15 protein-coding genes are annotated in these 13,124 nt (G+C 49.0%); 4 read left to right on the top strand and 11 right to left on the bottom strand.

Annotated elements, in window-relative coordinates; translation table 11 throughout:
* Positions 1-105: 105 nt before the first annotated feature.
* The gene (locus tag EJV45_RS04065; RefSeq protein WP_129714376.1) at positions 106-1,134 is read right to left on the bottom strand and encodes a LacI family DNA-binding transcriptional regulator; all 1,029 of its coding nucleotides are present in this window, start codon (positions 1,132-1,134) and stop codon (positions 106-108) included.
* A 187-nt stretch (positions 1,135-1,321) separates the two neighbouring features.
* Between EJV45_RS04065 and EJV45_RS04060 the strand changes: the two genes are divergently transcribed.
* Positions 1,322-1,816, top strand: coding sequence for an SRPBCC domain-containing protein (locus EJV45_RS04060; protein ID WP_129714375.1), 495 nt, complete (start codon positions 1,322-1,324; stop codon positions 1,814-1,816).
* A gap of 8 nt (positions 1,817-1,824) precedes the next feature.
* Here EJV45_RS04060 and EJV45_RS04055 read toward each other — a convergent pair whose 3' ends face one another.
* Positions 1,825-2,052 (bottom strand): hypothetical protein, encoded by a 228-nt coding sequence (locus tag EJV45_RS04055; protein WP_129714374.1) that lies wholly within the window; start codon positions 2,050-2,052, stop codon positions 1,825-1,827.
* 237 nt (positions 2,053-2,289) lie between these two features.
* On the opposite strand from EJV45_RS04055, the gene EJV45_RS04050 reads away from it, so the two are divergent.
* Positions 2,290-2,940 carry an HAD family hydrolase gene (locus tag EJV45_RS04050; protein ID WP_129714373.1) on the top strand — a complete coding sequence of 217 codons (651 nt, stop codon included), beginning with the start codon at positions 2,290-2,292 and terminating at the stop codon, positions 2,938-2,940.
* A 1-nt stretch (position 2,941) separates the two neighbouring features.
* Positions 2,942-3,352 (top strand): DUF1801 domain-containing protein, encoded by a 411-nt coding sequence (locus EJV45_RS04045; RefSeq protein ID WP_129714372.1) that lies wholly within the window; start codon positions 2,942-2,944, stop codon positions 3,350-3,352.
* Positions 3,353-3,355: 3 nt separating this feature from the next.
* Here the strand turns inward: EJV45_RS04045 and EJV45_RS04040 are convergent, their stop codons facing one another.
* Together EJV45_RS04040 and EJV45_RS04035 are read right to left on the bottom strand one after the other, a co-directional pair.
* Entirely contained in the window at positions 3,356-4,465 is a 1,110-nt protein-coding gene (locus tag EJV45_RS04040) for a Gfo/Idh/MocA family protein (protein ID WP_129714371.1), read from the bottom strand.
* A 414-nt stretch (positions 4,466-4,879) separates the two neighbouring features.
* The gene (locus tag EJV45_RS04035) at positions 4,880-5,482 is read right to left on the bottom strand and encodes a short chain dehydrogenase (protein ID WP_165304977.1); all 603 of its coding nucleotides are present in this window, start codon (positions 5,480-5,482) and stop codon (positions 4,880-4,882) included.
* Positions 5,483-5,638: 156 nt separating this feature from the next.
* Here EJV45_RS04035 and EJV45_RS04030 point away from each other — a divergent pair, with 156 nt between their 5' ends.
* The gene (locus tag EJV45_RS04030; protein WP_129714369.1) at positions 5,639-6,613 is read left to right on the top strand and encodes a sugar phosphate isomerase/epimerase; all 975 of its coding nucleotides are present in this window, start codon (positions 5,639-5,641) and stop codon (positions 6,611-6,613) included.
* Here EJV45_RS04030 and EJV45_RS04025 read toward each other — a convergent pair.
* The 7 genes from EJV45_RS04025 to EJV45_RS03995 all read right to left on the bottom strand — a co-directional run bounded on the left by EJV45_RS04025 (position 6,591) and on the right by EJV45_RS03995 (position 13,029).
* Positions 6,591-7,715, bottom strand: coding sequence for a DNA alkylation repair protein (locus tag EJV45_RS04025; RefSeq protein ID WP_129714368.1), 1,125 nt, complete (start codon positions 7,713-7,715; stop codon positions 6,591-6,593). The two genes, EJV45_RS04030 and EJV45_RS04025, sit on opposite strands and share 23 nt — an antisense overlap.
* A gap of 51 nt (positions 7,716-7,766) precedes the next feature.
* Complete coding sequence (locus EJV45_RS04020) at positions 7,767-8,222, bottom strand: SRPBCC family protein (RefSeq protein ID WP_240755188.1); 456 nt, start codon at positions 8,220-8,222, stop codon at positions 7,767-7,769.
* 31 nt (positions 8,223-8,253) lie between these two features.
* Positions 8,254-8,691: an SRPBCC domain-containing protein gene (locus tag EJV45_RS04015; protein WP_129714366.1), complete on the bottom strand. Its 438-nt coding sequence runs from the start codon at positions 8,689-8,691 to the stop codon at positions 8,254-8,256.
* A gap of 1 nt (position 8,692) precedes the next feature.
* Positions 8,693-9,052: a transcriptional regulator gene (locus EJV45_RS04010; protein ID WP_129714365.1), complete on the bottom strand. Its 360-nt coding sequence runs from the start codon at positions 9,050-9,052 to the stop codon at positions 8,693-8,695.
* A 67-nt stretch (positions 9,053-9,119) separates the two neighbouring features.
* Positions 9,120-11,000, bottom strand: a complete 1,881-nt coding sequence (locus EJV45_RS04005) for a gamma-glutamyltransferase family protein (RefSeq protein WP_129714364.1) — start codon at positions 10,998-11,000, stop codon at positions 9,120-9,122.
* Positions 11,001-11,095: 95 nt separating this feature from the next.
* Positions 11,096-11,431, bottom strand: a complete 336-nt coding sequence (locus tag EJV45_RS04000) for a hypothetical protein (protein ID WP_165304976.1) — start codon at positions 11,429-11,431, stop codon at positions 11,096-11,098.
* A gap of 629 nt (positions 11,432-12,060) precedes the next feature.
* Positions 12,061-13,029, bottom strand: coding sequence for a DUF1080 domain-containing protein (locus tag EJV45_RS03995; RefSeq protein WP_129714362.1), 969 nt, complete (start codon positions 13,027-13,029; stop codon positions 12,061-12,063).
* Between the last annotated feature and the right edge of the window lie 95 nt (positions 13,030-13,124).

Raw genomic sequence — 13,124 nt, 5'->3', positions numbered from 1 at the left:
AAAACCTGTAAATAGGTTGCGTTTGCCTGCCCGGTAAGCTGAGCCCTTTATACCATTGAACAGCTGTTCACCACAGGGTGTTATATCAGCTGTTGTAAATACAATTTATGTAGACATACGCCTGATGAGCTGAACAGGTATCGTAATCGGGTTTTTAAGGGCTGTGCCGGTGCTATCTCCGAGTATGTGCATCAATTCTGAAATTACGCGGCTGCCCATTTTACCCGGAAACTGTTCAACCGATGTAATAGACGGACGAATAATGGCACAACGGGGATCGTTTGAGTAACCGACAATTTTAAGCTGCTGCGGAACAGCAATCCCGTTTTCGCGTGCAAACTCATGAACAGCGATTGCCGCTGTATCGTTGGCGGTGAAAACACCATCGGGTTTAACGTCTTGTGCAAACATCTTTTTCATTGCTTCGCGTGTATTATCGTAAGTAAGTGCCTGGTAAAAAACCATGTTTTCAATTACGGGGATACCAGCTACCTCCAGTGCTTTAAAAAAACCCTGGGAGCGGTCGCGATAAAGATTGGTAGAAAGCGGCCCCGAAATATATGCGATGCGCCTGCAGCCTGTTTCAGCAAGGTGCGCGCCGGCGAGGTTTCCACCCTGAAAGTCGTCGCCGCGAATAATCAACGCTCCATCGAATGCGGGCGGTACCCGGTCATAAAAAATAAGCGGTATCCCATTTTTGGTAAAAACTTCAAAATGACTAAAATCTTCAGTGTTAAGCGTACAAGACACAATGAGCGCATCCACCCTGCTTGAATACATTGTATCGACGAGGCGGCGTTCCATTTCAGGTGAATCATTCGACTGTGAAATGATCAGGTTATAACCCCGTTCGTAGAGCTCATTTTGCATGGTCGTAATGGCTTCGGCGTGAAAAAACATCGAAATCCTCGGAACAATAAGCCCGATTGTATGTGTCTTGTTGTTCCTCAGGCCAAGGGCCATGTTATTGCGCCTGTAACCAAGCTGACCAGCCATATCGGCCACTTTTTTACGGGTGGCCGGCCTCACATTCGGATTATTGTTCAGCGCGCGTGAAATTGTTGCCGGCGACAGCTTCAGTGCAGCTGCAATATCGAGTATGGTGTTTTCCTGAGATTTCCTGGTTTTTGACATAATTCAGCTAACCGGGACATTCCTCTCATGTGCCGGCTGTCCAATTTATGAAAACGTTTTCATAATTGACAACTGTTTTTTTTGAAAGGGTTGGTGGAAACAGATGCCGGACAGGCTACATGAGCCGAAAAATCTTCATATCTTCACCATTGGAGCACATTGTCTGCTCCACACTAAAATCCCTGCAATGAAAAATTTCGACTGGACCGCCTTTACAAAACGTATTGCGGTTAGATCTACCCTCCAAAAGATTTATGAGGCCTGGAGCACCGCGGCTAACCTTGAAACCTGGTTTCTTGAGCGTGTACTATTTACTAACGAACAGGGCGAGCAACTTGGTCCCCTTGAACGTGTGGCAGACGGCATGCGGTACGAGTGGTATTGGTACTTGGATAACAACCCAATGAAAGGAGAAATTATCTCGGCAAACGGCACTGACTTTCTGCAGTTCAGCTTTGAAGGGCCGAGTGTGGTCGATGTGCGGCTAAGCACGCAGGATGAATATGTAATTATTGAACTGCGTCACCACAGCATCCCGCAGGATGATCATTCACGGCAATACATCAGACTCGGCTGTTCGAACGGCTGGGCATTCTATCTCCATAACCTGAAATCGGTGTATGAAGGCGGGATTGATCTCCGGAACAAAGATCCGCGGCTTGGTGTTATGATCAACAACTAGCACGGCAGCTACAGGCCGAAATTCCCGGCAAGTGTACGCAGCTCCTCATCATCTATGGCTGAAGGATCACGAAACTGGCTTTGAAGTAATGCAACAGGCACGCTTAACGAACCTGTCGTGGTTTGCAGGCTGACGGCGTCGCCATGTGCAGATGCGGAAAGATAGTCGCCTATCTGTGGATTAAAATTCTGCATCCTGATCAGGATCTCGTGATAAACAAACACAGGTACCGGCATGCGGCAAAAATAAGTTAACGCTCCGGTAACACGATATTATCATTTTGTTAACAAGCGGCCGGTTTGTTAATGCTTAACACAGCAAGGGTAGCCTGCAGCCGTGTTCGGTTGACCAGTCGGAAAGCAGCTGCGAAATCAGGCCGGGCGGAATCTGACCGCCTGCTGCTGTCAATGCCTTGTTGATCTGCAGCCTTGCGGCTTAATTCTGCATTGTTATCTTTGGCAAAAACCTTTTTTATGCCGATTCAACAAGAGTTAACAGCCGACAGCCTGATTTTTGATCTGGATGGAACCCTTTGGGATGCAGCAGAAACCTGTACACTTGCCTGGAATGAAACTTTCAGACAGTCTGAGTTAGGGCAGCACAGCCTCGAAGCAGATATGATCAGATCGGTGTCAGGGCTGCGCATCGAGAAGGTTTTTGACCAGTATTTTTCGTTTATCCCAGAAGAGCGCCGTACGGAGGTCTTTGGTATCTATCAAAAAAACGAACCACTTTTTATGAAAGCCCATGGCGGAAAATTATTTCCCGGGGTCCGCGAAACACTTCCCGCTTTAAAGGAACGTTTTCGTTTGTTCATTGTGAGTAACTGCCTGGCCGGCTATATCGAGAATTTTCTCGAGTTCCATGGATTAGGTAATTTTTTTGAAGATTTTGAGTGTCCGGGCAAGACCGGTGAGCCGAAAAGCACGAATATAGCCCTGATCATTGAACGTAATCATTTGAATGCGCCGGTATATGTCGGCGATACCATTTGGGATTACGAAGCTACGGCAGCAAACAAGATTCCCTTCGTACATGCGGCTTATGGATTTGCGAAAGTTCCGGAAGCTGCTTACCGGATCAAACAGTTCAGCGAGTTGAAAGATCTGGTATATTCTGAATAAAATGCCTAAAGTTAGTCATCAGCCGGAGGCGGTCGAAAAACTGCTTGCCATGCAGCCGGCAGCCACTGCCGCCCTAAGCCGGGAAATTATCAGGGTGATTGCAGCTGCACACCCTCAGCTCGGCATCCACGTCAAGTGGAATGCCCCGGCCTTTTTCTTCACGGGAGAAATGGCGCCTTTCGATGCAAAAACATATGCACGCGATCTGCTTGTCTTTAACCTCAGGCAGAAAGGTCACGTTTTATTGATCTTCCCCACGGGCAACCTGATCAACGACGTTTCGGGATTGCTTGAAGGTGCATATGCCGATGGGCGAAGAATGGTACGGATTTACAGTGTCGATGACCTTGCAGGCAAAGCCCCCGATCTACAGCACCTGATCAGGCTGTGGATTGAAAAAGTAGCACAATGAAAGCTAGAGGTTCAGGCTTAGCTTTTTCCCACTTTTTACCGCCTGGTAGATGGCATCAATGATCTTCAGGTCTTTCAGACCTTCTTCACCGTCAACCGGAATGACCGGTTTTTTGTTATCGAGAATGATTGCGGCCATTTCTTCCATTTGTTTTGTCTGATGAACAACATGCGGCAATGCCAGTTCGCCCTTATTGGTACGCCCCCTGATGGGGCCGTAACCGGTGGCAGGCTGTAGTTCTGCAAAACCTTTGTCGCCATTGAGGAAGAACCGGTCCAGATTATTCATGCTGTAAGTGGACAGGCAGGATGCCACTGCACCACCAGGAAAACCCAGTTGAAACTGAATAGTTTCATCTACACCCGGTTTAAACTTCTGTGGATCTGTTTTTGTCTCCTGGGCGGTAACCCAGACAGGCTCCTCGCCAACCATATACCTGGAACCGTTTATGGCGTACACACCAATATCCATCAGGGCACCTCCCCCTGCCAGATTTTTTGTAAGCCGCCATTGTCCGGGATCGCCGATACGGAATCCGCTTAGGCCCTGAAAAAATCTGATCTGCCCCAGCTCCCCGGCCTGCCTCATTCTTACAATTTCCAGCGTATTTGCTTCGAAATGCATGCGGTAGCCAACCAGCAGTTTCACTTTTGCGTTTCTGCAGGCTTCTACCATTTCCTGACCTTCGCGCGCGTTCAATGCCATCGGCTTTTCGCAAATAACGTGTTTACCGGCTTTGGCAACCCGTATAACCTGGCCATGGTGCAAGGCATTCGGGGTGATCACATAGACAACATCTATATCTTTATTATCCTTAATGGCATCAAAATTTTCATAGTTATAGCAGTTCTTTTCAGGTATGTTGTATTTCTGGCTCCAGCTTTTAATCTTCGATGGCGTACCGCTGATCAGCCCGACGAGTTTCGCCCGCTGGCAGGATTCAAGTCCGCGCGCAACCAGACCGGCATAACCACCAAGTCCCATAAGCGCAACACGTAACACCGGTCCCTGATAGGGCTCGCTGTTTACCGCTGCAGCAAATGCTGTAGGAATAGATGGAAGCGTAAGGGCGGCGGTGCCGAGTGTTTGAAGAAAGTTTCTGCGTGATGACATGCTTTTCTGGTTTAGGTTGAGGTTTCTGTTCTAGCAACGGATTCAGGAGCTCCGGGGTTTTGCAACAATTTAAAAATAAGCTTTTTAGAAGACAATAACATGATACGGCATTAATTTTTAAAGCAGTTTTGACCACGAAGCACACAGGTAAACCGGGCTTGGGTAGCACCCGGGTCGCGGAAACACCTGGGGAAAATAAGGCAGAACGTATGATGGCCCCTGGCTGCCTGGGCCCGTCATCACGCCAATCAATTATATAACACATCTCTCCGGGCTATTGCTTCGGATGGCTCCGGCCTTTCAGGCGCTTTCGTGGGCTACATGATCTGGTCCCTGTCATCAAACATAGTCTTGAAGCAAAGTGCAGTTACTAAACAAAAGAAGCCTTTTGAAATATCTGTTGAGACCCGACTGTTAACGGTACAGTCGCAAGACCTGGCCGTTTATATCTGTAAAGAGGGTTTGCCTGTAAGCATGCACGACTGCATCCATGCTTATAGCCGGCAACCCGGGAAACAGCGCTCCATACTGCGGTGCTGAATCCTGAAGCATACCGGGGCTCACAGCGTTTACCCGCATCCGCGGAGAAAGCTCCAGCGCAGCTGCATAGACAAAGCTGTGAAGTGCGCCGCTGATGACACCGCCGCCGGTTACACCTATATGTGGTTCATCTGCAAATACGCCCGATGTCAGGGTAAATGATCCGCCCGGAGGCAGGAAATGCTGTCCGACAAGGACGAGGCTGATCTGGCCCAGGAGTTTCCCGCGCATGTTGTCCAGCAGTGCGTCTTGCGTCAGCGTGGCAAAATTGTCCATATCGCCGGAAGCGGCCGCACAGATCAGGGCTTCCGGCTGCGGGCATTGCCCGAACATGTTACGAATTGAGTCTTCCGAACGGATGTCGACGTGGTAATCTCCGGAACTGCGGCCCGCTGTTATAACTTCATGATCCGGAGATAAGGCGGCGTTCAAACGTTTTCCAAGTGTTCCGGATGCACCGATGAGTAGTATTTTCATAGTTATACAAACATACGCTACCATGCCGGTTGCAGGTAATCCCGCTCCAAATGTTTGTTACTTACAAAATGTGTGTAATGAAAACGATCCTGTTATTCCCCGCACGGAAATAGTAATTTACAATCAGGATAGTTACCTTTAATAAACCAAACCCTTATGAGCAACCGCAGAACTTTTATCAAAAACGCCGCCCTGCTGGGTGGCGCATTTGCACTGGCTGGCCCGCTGGCAGCCTGTAGCAAGGCAAAATCTTATAGTCCGGTTAAAGAAATCGGACTTCAACTTTTCAGCATCCGGGATGCGCTGGCCGCAGACGTCACGGCCAGCCTCCGGAAGGTAGCAGAGATCGGGTATAACCACGTCGAGACCTTTTTTGAGTATAACAAGAAAAAACCCGAAGCAAAGTTCTGGGGGCTTGAAGTATCAGACCTGAAAAAGCTGCTGGCCGATAACAGACTGGCCAGCTACAGCGGACATTACCAGCTTCATGATTTTCTTACCCGCGGAAATGGCGACAAGTCTGCCCTTGAGTATCAGGTTGATATCGCAGCCTCGCTGGGGCAGCAATATTTTATTATTCCTGTGCCGCCACTTGGACTTCTTGACATGCTGAGTGCAGACGACTTCAAGTTTATGGCTGAGCAGTTTAACAAAGCAGGAGAACTATGCCGCAAATCGGGTCTGACGATCGGGTACCACAATCATTTCTGGGAATTCAGGAGCCTTGCAGGCGGAAAGAAAGGCATGGATATTCTGCTTAGCGAGACTGAACCAGATCTGGTTACCTTTGAACTTGATCTGTTCTGGGCAAAAAAATCCGGAATAAACCCCGATGACTATTTCAAAAAATATCCCGGTCGCTTTGCTATGTGGCATGTCAAGGATATGGACAAAAGTAATACCGAGCCAATTACGGGTGGCGAGCAGGACAAAAAGCCATCAATGGATATCCTGCAAACCATTAGCTACACAGAAGTAGGTACGGGAGCCATCGACTTCAAGGAGATTTTCAGTCATCAGGAACAGTCGGGGCTTAAACACCTTTTTGTTGAACAGGATGTTATTAAACAGGATGTCTTCAAAAGCATAAAGCAAAGCTTCGACTATGTTAAAAAGAACCTGGTAAGTTAGTCTGAACGCCACTGAGTTCGAACGGTAACGTTGAAAGCGGGCTGCCGTTTATAATAAGCGCAACCTGATGTGTACCGGGATAATAAACGCGTGTCGTGATCGGTTTAAAGGGGTGCTTCCGGGTCATCGTTAGTTCTTCGCCTGGCTGAATTGTGCGCTCGCTGATCTTAAAAACTTTCGGGATAAGCTGTCCTTTTGCCCTCAGGTGATAGACCGCATATTCAATACGCACAAGTTTGGGCCGGGTAAGCTCGTTTTTTAAGCAAAATGAGAATGAAAGAGGTAGCGAAGGACTGGCTTCGGGTGCAGAGAGGCGGAAGTCTGAAAGTGTGATGCCTGCAGTATCCAGGCCGTACAGCGATAACACTGCGGGATAGCCCTGTTTAAAAAGGGTGCGACACGCATGTTTAATGATTGCGTCTGTTTCAGGCGAGTGAAGCTTCCAGCGGCAAACGACACGCAGCAGCACATCCGGATGATCTTTCGAAATATCGTTAAGATGATTAGCTACGCTCTTCCGTACCCATGGCGAAGGATCCGGCATCAGGTTTTCAAGTAACTGCAATACCGGCGTGGGATCGCGCTTAAGCGCCGGAATGGCAAGCGCCCAGGGCAGCCTCGGACGACTGCCTTCGCTTGCCAGGCGCCGCACGCGGTGATCAGCATGTTGCGACCAACGATGCATGACAGCAATCATTTCATCAAAGTAGCGCAGAAGAAATGGCCTCACTGCGAACTCGGCAGAAACAAACTGCGTAACGAGCTCAAGCAATTCTGCGGATCTGCTGAAGTGATCGATTCCATAGAGGGCGATGTACTCAGGCAGGAAGACGTACGCGAGTTTATCCGCAGCTTCTCTATCCTTCAGATAGCTGATCAGCCCGGCAAAACTTTCGGCGCTTTCGCTAAAGCCCGCGGGTAGTGCCTGATGGAACACGTGCGCTGTATGCAGCATCCGTTGTTTAAATTCCATCGCACCAAAATCTGGAGGCTGCACCTCGCGGAGGAAGAGCTCTGCATTAAATCCGGGGACCGCCGAATCTGCATCGCTGGCAAACTGTTGGTAGAATTCTGTTGAGTATACGTCTTTGATCAGCGCCATACCCAAATATACGCCCGTGGCACCAGGAAAGAAAACCGAAATAATTATATCTTAATGTGCAGAATCTGTCATTTCCGGTGGGAAACGGTCGGCAGTAAGGTTTAGCCTGATCCCATGTTCAAGCCAGGCTTTCAAACCGGCAAGAACAAGAACAAAACCACCGGTAGAATCCTTAATCCTGGAAAGCACGGTATCGTCATCGCCGGCATAACCCGATTCCCTGATTTCCAGAAATGTACCCTTCCCGTCAATTGGCGTGAAGATCCATTCTACGGTCGTGTCTGTACCGCCATTGTCCCATGCCATCGTAATTTTCTGCCCCGGTTCGACAGCTAGCACCTTGATCTCGGCAGATACATTGTACATCTCCCAGGTCCAGGTTACCCGCTCATGCTCATCAAGCCGGCCGGAGCTTTTTGTAAACCAGAATTGAGTGGTCTGTGCCGGATCGACAATCGCACCGAAGACATCATCTACAGGCTTACGGATGAGGAGCGCCGTTTCCATGGTTTTTTGGTTTTCAGTAATCATGATCTTATTATTTCGGGTTATCGTTTGATGCAAGATAGCGGCCAAGCCATTCTTTCAGGATCTCGGTCCAGCCGCCTGAGAAACTGCCGGCAGTAAAATCAGGTCTGTTTTGCGGAAAGCTCTCCAGTCCGGTGTGCGTAACGCGAAGTCTTACCCCCTGCGGTTCTTCGAAGAGCTCGAATGTGACGAGCGAAAAACCCGGGATATGCGTATATTGCCAGGAGTACTGAAGCATCTCCATCGGTGTAACCTCGGTAATCCGGCAGATATGGACCAAACGGTCACCTGTGTGACCCGTGCCTTCAAAAGAAAACTCAAAGCCCGGTTCGGGTTTGAAATCAGAAAGATTAAAATACCATTTGCCGAGCTCTGCCTTGTCTGTGAGGGCTTTCCAGAGAACTTCTAATGAAGTATCAAAAACTTCTTCTACAACTACAGTATCCATTTTATTTTTTGGTTTTCGGTACGGGTACAGAAATGTTGTTAGCAGGTATTTCACCTTCCTGAACAAGCTGGCGCAGTGCGCCGAATTTGGCAGTCCAGAATAGCCGGAATTGTTCCGTCCACTGGTGCACCTCGCTTAATTTATCTGCCTGAACACGGCATCGCTTTTCGCGGCCGGCCTGCGTAATGGTTAACATGCCGCATTCTTCAAGTATCTTCATGTGAAGTGCAACAGCCTGCCTGCTCATATCAAAATGATCGGCGACGCTGCGCATATTCATATCTGATACGGACAACATTTCGATAATCTGCCTTCTGGTCGGATCGGCAATGGCCTGAAAAACGTCTCTTCTTAACTCCATAAAGGCAAGTATTTACTTGCCAATTTAAAGGTAAGTATTCACTTGCGCAAATTTTATTCATTTTTATTTACCAGGCAATTCCGTAATCTTCGCCGTGGTTGCTTGAACCGCCCCACAGGGTACGGTGTTTCCAATCGAACCAAATGGCATTGATAGGGCCGCTTGTTCGTTCGGCGAAACTGAGGATGTAACCCTTCTTTTTCAGTGCTTCGCGTGTAGCGGTCGGCGTTTGGCTGTTAAGCAGAATCTGGCCGGGTTTTGGTTCGCGGTCGGCCGCCCTGGTACCACCGAGTGAAAGCCAGAGCTGGTTGCTGTTGAAATTTGGCGCTTCGGATGCCTTCTGTACCGGCATACCGAATTCCACTACATTAAGAAAAAACTGAAGCAGGTTCTGATCCTGGGTATCTCCGCCCTGAACGGCGGCAGAAAGATATGGTTTCCCGTCTTTCAGGAACAACGAGGGTGATAAAGTAACCCGCGGTCGTTTGCCCGGTTCGACCACATTGAAAGGATTTAATGCTGAATCAATCACAAAACTTTGCATACGCTGACTCATCCCGATGCCCGTGTTTCCGGCAATGCAGGCCGGCAGCCATCCGCCGCTTGGTGTTACGGAAACAACCCAACCTTCTTTGTCTGCCGCTTCGATGGATGTGGTTCCACGCCATAACCTGTCCTGATAACTTTCGTCGGGTGGCAATGCGCCGAGATCATGTTTCGGCGCAAAGTTGCGTTTGCTGGTGTCTGCTTCAAACCCGCGGATCTTAAGTAACGTTAAATAAGGATTCGTCTGGTTTTGGAACTGGTACGGATCTCCGGGGCCGATTTTTATGTTGTTCCGTTCGGGATCGATCAGTGATGCCCTTTGTTTTGCGTATGCCTTACTAAGTAGCCCCTGCATAGGTTCAATCGGCGTTTTATATGAATCGCCATAGTAAAAATCACGATCTGCGAACGCCAGGTTCATTGCCTGGTAAACAGTATGGATATACGGCGGACTGTTGTAGCCCATGGCCTTCAGATCAAAATTTTCGAGGATATTGAGTGCCTGAAGCAAGACCGGACCCTGCGTCCATTGTTTGAGTTTGAAGACCTCGATTCCTTTATAATCGGTTACAAGGGCTTCTTCCTCAACAGGTTTCCAGTTAGCCAGATCGGCCATGGTGATAAGGCCGCCCTGCTCTCGGCTTCCCCTAACAAATTCTCTGGCGATGTCGCCTTTATAGAATCGGTCATAGGCGGCCATAAGTGCCTCTTTGCGAGACCCGCCCTTTTTGAGCGCGGCTTTCTCAGCATCGACCATTTTGGTCAGTGTAGCAAGCAGGTCACTTTGTACAAAGACTTCACCGCCTTCGGGCGCCTCCCGGGCTGCTCCTTTATGGGGGAGCAAAACCTTTGTGCTGTATGGCCATTGTTTAATCAGGGCTTTCTGTCTTTCAATGGTGTTGGCGGCCTGGGCCTCGATAGGGTATCCCGCCGCCATTTTCATGGCGGGCGCAAGTACCTGTGCCAGGCTCATAGTTCCATATTGATGCAGCATAAAGATAAGACCGCCTGGTGTACCCGGGGTCGTTGCAGCAAGAGGGCCGTATTCGGGCGGAAAATTGTAACCCTTATTTTTGAAAAACGCTGCTGTAGCTCCCGTAGGTGCTACACCCATTGCATTGATAGCAATAACCCGTTTTGTTTTCGGATTATAAATAAGCGCCTGGGTTTCTCCGCCCCAGCTGAGGGTATCCCACATGGTGCAGGTAGCAGCAAGCATGGCGCAGGCTGCATCGACTGCATTACCGCCCTGCTGAAAGATCATGCTGCCGGCAGTGGCTGCCAGCGGCTTACCGGTAATGGCCATCCAGCTGTTTCCATACAGCATTGGTTTCTGCGTTGGCTGCGCATGGAGGATAGTTGATAACAGAAGCAGTACGAAAGCTAAAGCGAAATGTTTCATGCAGCAAGATAAGGAAAAACTGCTAGGCGGATTATATTTCGACCACCGCGGAAACGTTAATTTCCTGGTCTATTCAACTTGTTACCTGAACTAACTTATACGTCCGAAACCGGCCTGCCGTATCGCTTGTATACAATACGTCCGTCCACTTGCCACCGGTGAATGCCCAGCAGGTCGAAGAGGAGCCGGCTTAGAACGATTTTGATTTCCCAGGCACCTTTGAATCCTGAGGCCGGGTATCGGTATTCGGGCCGTCCATCGGGGGGGCTCACAAATCCAATGTTGCTGCAGGCCGCGACGAACCGCGATCCGAATTGTGTAAGGTCGAGTTCTTCGGAGAAGCAGACTACGATCGTATCCTGCGCGATGTCGAGTGTGAAATGAAGATGTATAGCATCCTCGTAGCTGAAGAAAAAGGTTGAAGCTTTCAATTTCCCGGTTAGCCAGGGCAAACAGGGCATCATCAAGTTCCTGTCCATCAAACTTACTTGCAGGACCTGATTTTTTCAGGCTTTCCAATTCCTGCCTGTCCTCTTCCAGTCGTTCACGATAGTAGTGAGCCATAAATGCCGGCTGCGCCTGGTTATCGATATTGTTTTCCGCATAAGCTATAGCCCGTTCCAGTTCACAGGTCTTCAGATAGTCCCTGTTTTGAAACACATAGAGGGTTTGAAGGCGGAGATTTATATCGACGAGACCCTTTTGGTGCCAGCAGGCGGCCTGATAGTCGGCATCTTTCAAGGCTTGATCAACACTCACCTGAAGTGATTGCCTCTCCTGCAGGAGTGCCTGGATGATTTGTTCGAGGTCAGATTGCATGGTCGGCGTTTTCTTATTAGAAAAGGAAATGTTCGTTCGTTGGCAGCGAATATTTAATTTTGATTGTATTTTTTAACTTAAAGTTGGTAACTTTACGAAAGTTACCAACTTTGCAGGAGTTGTGGTCCGCGCAGGCTGCTTTAAACAGCGTCAAAGCAGCTGGAGCCATTAAAATTGTCTGCTATTGCCTTGCTTCTATAAACTTGGAGCCTTGTTACCCGGACCCGATCGTACCCATGAATCAATTTGCGGGCGTAATCGTTACCTTCCTGAATTCAATGGGTCCGTGGTCGCCCTGGAAGTAGATAGGTCCGTCTTCAGCTTCACGGCTATCTAAAGCGCCGCCTGTTATACCCGGAATTTCCTGGTTGCTGATCACGGTCTTGCCATTTGAAACAATGGTTACCATACGGCCAATCAGGGTGATATCAAAACTTTGCCAGGTATCAGGTCCAAGCGAATTGATTTCACTCGGCGTCAAGAAACCGTAAACACCTGCAAACAAAACGCTTGAAGGATGCGCGTCTTTTGGACTGTCTTCTATCTGAACCTCATGACGGCCGCGAAGATAAACACCGCTGTTGCTTCCTTTCGGATACCGGAACTCAATATGCAGTTTAAAGTCTTTAAACTTCCGCTCTGAAACGAGGTTTGAGCCCGAGCGCGGACTGGTAAGCACCCCATTTTTTACGATCCACTGGTTTTTGCCTGTGGCCTTCCATCCCGTCAGGTCTTTCCCATTGAAAAGCTCAACCGGCTTACCCCATTTTACCGTGCCGGTACGTTTGAGGTAAGAGGCCCCGACTCCTGTCCAGTTAAACTTCCTGCCTTCGCTCGTGGTGATGGTACCTTTGATCGATTCTCCCTCTAACGTTCCTTCAATTACAAAATCCTGGTTACCGGACTCCCATTGTGGCGGAATGTTGAAGCTGAACCTTCCCTGATCAAAATTCACTTTTGACACCGGACGGGCACTGCCTGATGAACCTACAAAACTGCCGACAAGCGTGCGCGTACCTGAGAGTTTAACTTCAAGCCAGGACGGAGCTTCCTTGCCGTTCTGATCAATCGTGATGTCCCAGCGACCAATAAGGCCTTTTCCCGGAACGTCCTGCCGGACCGAAGCAACCGGAGCTGCAGGCCGCTCTACTTCAAAATTACCTGGTCCGAGCATCCCGCTCAGGCTCAGTAACAATAGCTGACGAAACATGATAAGTTGTTATAAAGTAAGCTGCCAATTTACTTTATTCTCCCGGTTTTTTAACAGCCTTGCTGAATTAAACGATCATCTGGCCAGTTATTGCG

The organism is Pedobacter sp. SYP-B3415 (genome assembly GCF_004138205.1).
GTDB lineage: Bacteria > Bacteroidota > Bacteroidia > Sphingobacteriales > Sphingobacteriaceae > Pedobacter.
The sequence above is the reverse complement of the archived record's forward strand: the minus strand, read 5'-3'. Positions and strand labels throughout refer to the sequence as shown.